Origin of the sequence: Rheinheimera baltica (genome assembly GCF_030731985.1) — a bacterium.
GTDB classification, from domain to species: Bacteria; Pseudomonadota; Gammaproteobacteria; order Enterobacterales; family Alteromonadaceae; genus Alishewanella; species Alishewanella baltica.
The window spans coordinates 1-2,453 of the sequence record NZ_JAPJDY010000020.1 but is presented as its reverse complement, the minus strand read 5'-3'; the positions used below and the strand labels follow the sequence as shown (position 1 = coordinate 2,453).

4 protein-coding genes are annotated in these 2,453 nt (G+C 44.9%); all 4 read right to left on the bottom strand.

The genetic code is table 11. The features are described from left to right. Window positions 1-854, bottom strand: an 854-nt coding sequence (locus ORJ00_RS18910) for an IS3 family transposase (RefSeq protein WP_306140551.1), incomplete at its 3' end; no start/stop codon positions are given. After that, window positions 806-1,180: a transposase gene (locus tag ORJ00_RS18905; protein ID WP_173499942.1), complete on the bottom strand. Its 375-nt coding sequence runs from the start codon at window positions 1,178-1,180 to the stop codon at window positions 806-808. The genes ORJ00_RS18910 and ORJ00_RS18905, both read right to left, overlap by 49 nt. Before the next feature lie 36 nt (window positions 1,181-1,216). Beyond that, complete coding sequence (locus tag ORJ00_RS18900; protein ID WP_306140550.1) at window positions 1,217-1,405, bottom strand: hypothetical protein; 189 nt, start codon at window positions 1,403-1,405, stop codon at window positions 1,217-1,219. A 108-nt stretch (window positions 1,406-1,513) separates the two neighbouring features. Next, window positions 1,514-2,453 (bottom strand): trypsin-like serine protease (locus tag ORJ00_RS18895; RefSeq protein WP_306140549.1); only part of this gene is annotated, 940 nt, incomplete at its 5' end.

Here is a 2,453-nt window from a genome sequence, read left to right as displayed (position 1 = left end):
TTAAACCCCAATGACGAATGGAGCCGACTCGTATTGTAATAACTATCAATATACCAGGCCAGCGTCATTCTCAACTGAGTTACCGACTCAAACACTAAACCATGAAATGTCTCTGTTTTCATGGTCTTAAAGAACGATTCCACGTGTGCATTATCCGTCATATGCTTGGGCCTGTTCATACTGGGCCTAATTCCAGCTCTGGCCAGCTCATCTTGAAACAGATAAGCACCATATTCTGAACCCCTGTCACTGTGAAATAACAAGCCTGGCTTTACCTCACGATGCATCAGCGCCTTTTTCAAGGCTGACACCGTTAAATCTGCTGTTCGGGTTTGGCTAAGCTCCCAACCCACTATGCTTCGAGAGTACAAATCAATAATCACAGCAAGATAGGACCATTGGCCATTCACCTTTAAATAAGTGACATCTCCGGCCCATTGCTCATTTGCCGCTACCGGAGCAGCTTCCTGGCGCTTCTGGTTACCCACAGTAATGCAAGGGTTTGCTGGCAAGGGCGTGCGTCTATATAGCCTGCTGACTTTTCCTACCAGGCTCATATCACGCATTAATCTCTCAACCCGTTTGCGATTGTTCACTTCACCTTCTCGTCGCAACGCAGCATGGATCCTCGGGCTACCGTAATTACCGTTGTGCTCACAAAACAACTCTAGGATCCGCTCTGCCAACCTACGATTTTGCAAGGTTCGTTCTGCATCTTCACGATTTTGCCAGCGGTAAAATCCTGCTACCGAAACATCTAATCGCGCACACAGGTATCTGATCCCAAATACATCACCATGCTCGGCTATGAATCCGAATCTGGCTGTTTTTGTTCCTTCAGATACCTGTCCCACTTTTTTAGAAAGTCGTTTTCCTTCTTCAGCTCAGCCAACTCTTTGCGTAAGCGTTTAAGTTCCGACTTTTCTTTCTCGCTAGCTTCTTTACTGATTACAGGCTTTTCACCAGGCTCTTTCGTCATACTGATTCTTCTCGTTGGCTGAGCAACAAATTTACCCTCCCTGTACTCTTGCCGCCAGCGATAAACCATTATCGGATGTAGCCCTAAAGCTTCCGCTATCTGAACCGAAGTAACACTGAGTTTCTCGGTTAAATCGATAACCTTTAGCTTAAACTCAACGCTATATTCCACAACCCGCTGGTCACAAAGTATTCTTGCCATTTTTTGCCTACCTCATCGTAATGATAGGCGTCTACTTTATTGGGGGAGGTTTCGATTTTCAAATGGCGAAACAATGTACCCAAGCAAGTTCGACCTATCTTTCTTTTCTAATTCAACTCTTCTTGGATTAACTATTACGCCATGCTCCTGTAGCTCTGAATTACTCTCAGTAATAGCTTCAGAAATATCCTTAATTGCTTCCTTAATGAAATCTTTGAGTTCCATTCCTGCTCCAGAATAATTTAACGCTTTGCTAATTGGCTGCCGCAGCGCAGCGTAGGCAGTCCAGTGGAGGCCACGCTTTTTGTGGCCGGAACGAAATTAAGCAATTTGTTAAATTGCATTTGGTTTCAACCCGATGTCAGAACACACTTCGGGTAAAATCTGTTCTGTGAGGCCTGCAGGAAGGCGCTCCAATTTTGGAAGTGCTAGTTGCCGCTGATCAGCATCTTCGCCAGTCGTGATTGTTTCAATCCAAGGCTTAAAGAAAGACACTCTGGAATACACTTCCACTACACCGTACTTCCCGATATCGCCGCCTTCAACTCTGGAGCTAATACCGAGTAAGTGGCTCGTACCGTCAATAGTCAGATAGGCTGGGCCGCCACTATCGCCCCCACCAGAAACACCTTCGTGTGGTAAAGCTGCATCATCTCTGTCAAATTTGAATTTTAATAGCGGCCCTTCTGCTTGTTCGATTCGATTCTCGGCTTTTCGTAAAACTCCGCCATTTTCATAATTATCAACCGTTTGTCCGGTTAGCCCATTTCCAGTGCCGCCAACACCGATAAACCATATTATCTTGCCAACTTCATCTGTTTTTTCATACAAACTCGCTGGTTCTACATCCTTTATTGGGTTTACTAATTTTATTAACGCAATGTCGTGACTTTTACCTGGCTGATAATCTTTATGAACAAAGACACTTTCCACCTTGTGGTAGCCATTATTTAGGCCGATGTAGCTACCAGAATTAATACAGAACGTTGCGTGAGCAGCAGTCACAATCCAATCAGGCTTAATTAATGTGCCATGAGCCCCATCAACATAAAGTGTTGCCAAAGGTGCAAAATCTGTAGTGTCCGCAAGATATTTTTTGTCATCCACATCATGACGAACAACAATTGCTGAAGCTGCTAAGCTTAAAATTATTAATGAAAAGAACAGAAATATACGCATGACTTCCCTATGCAATTTAACGCAAAGCACACGGGTGACGACCGCGTAGCGGTTGGCATCCCAGCGGCCGCAGGCCGCGAGTGATGCGCCTTGT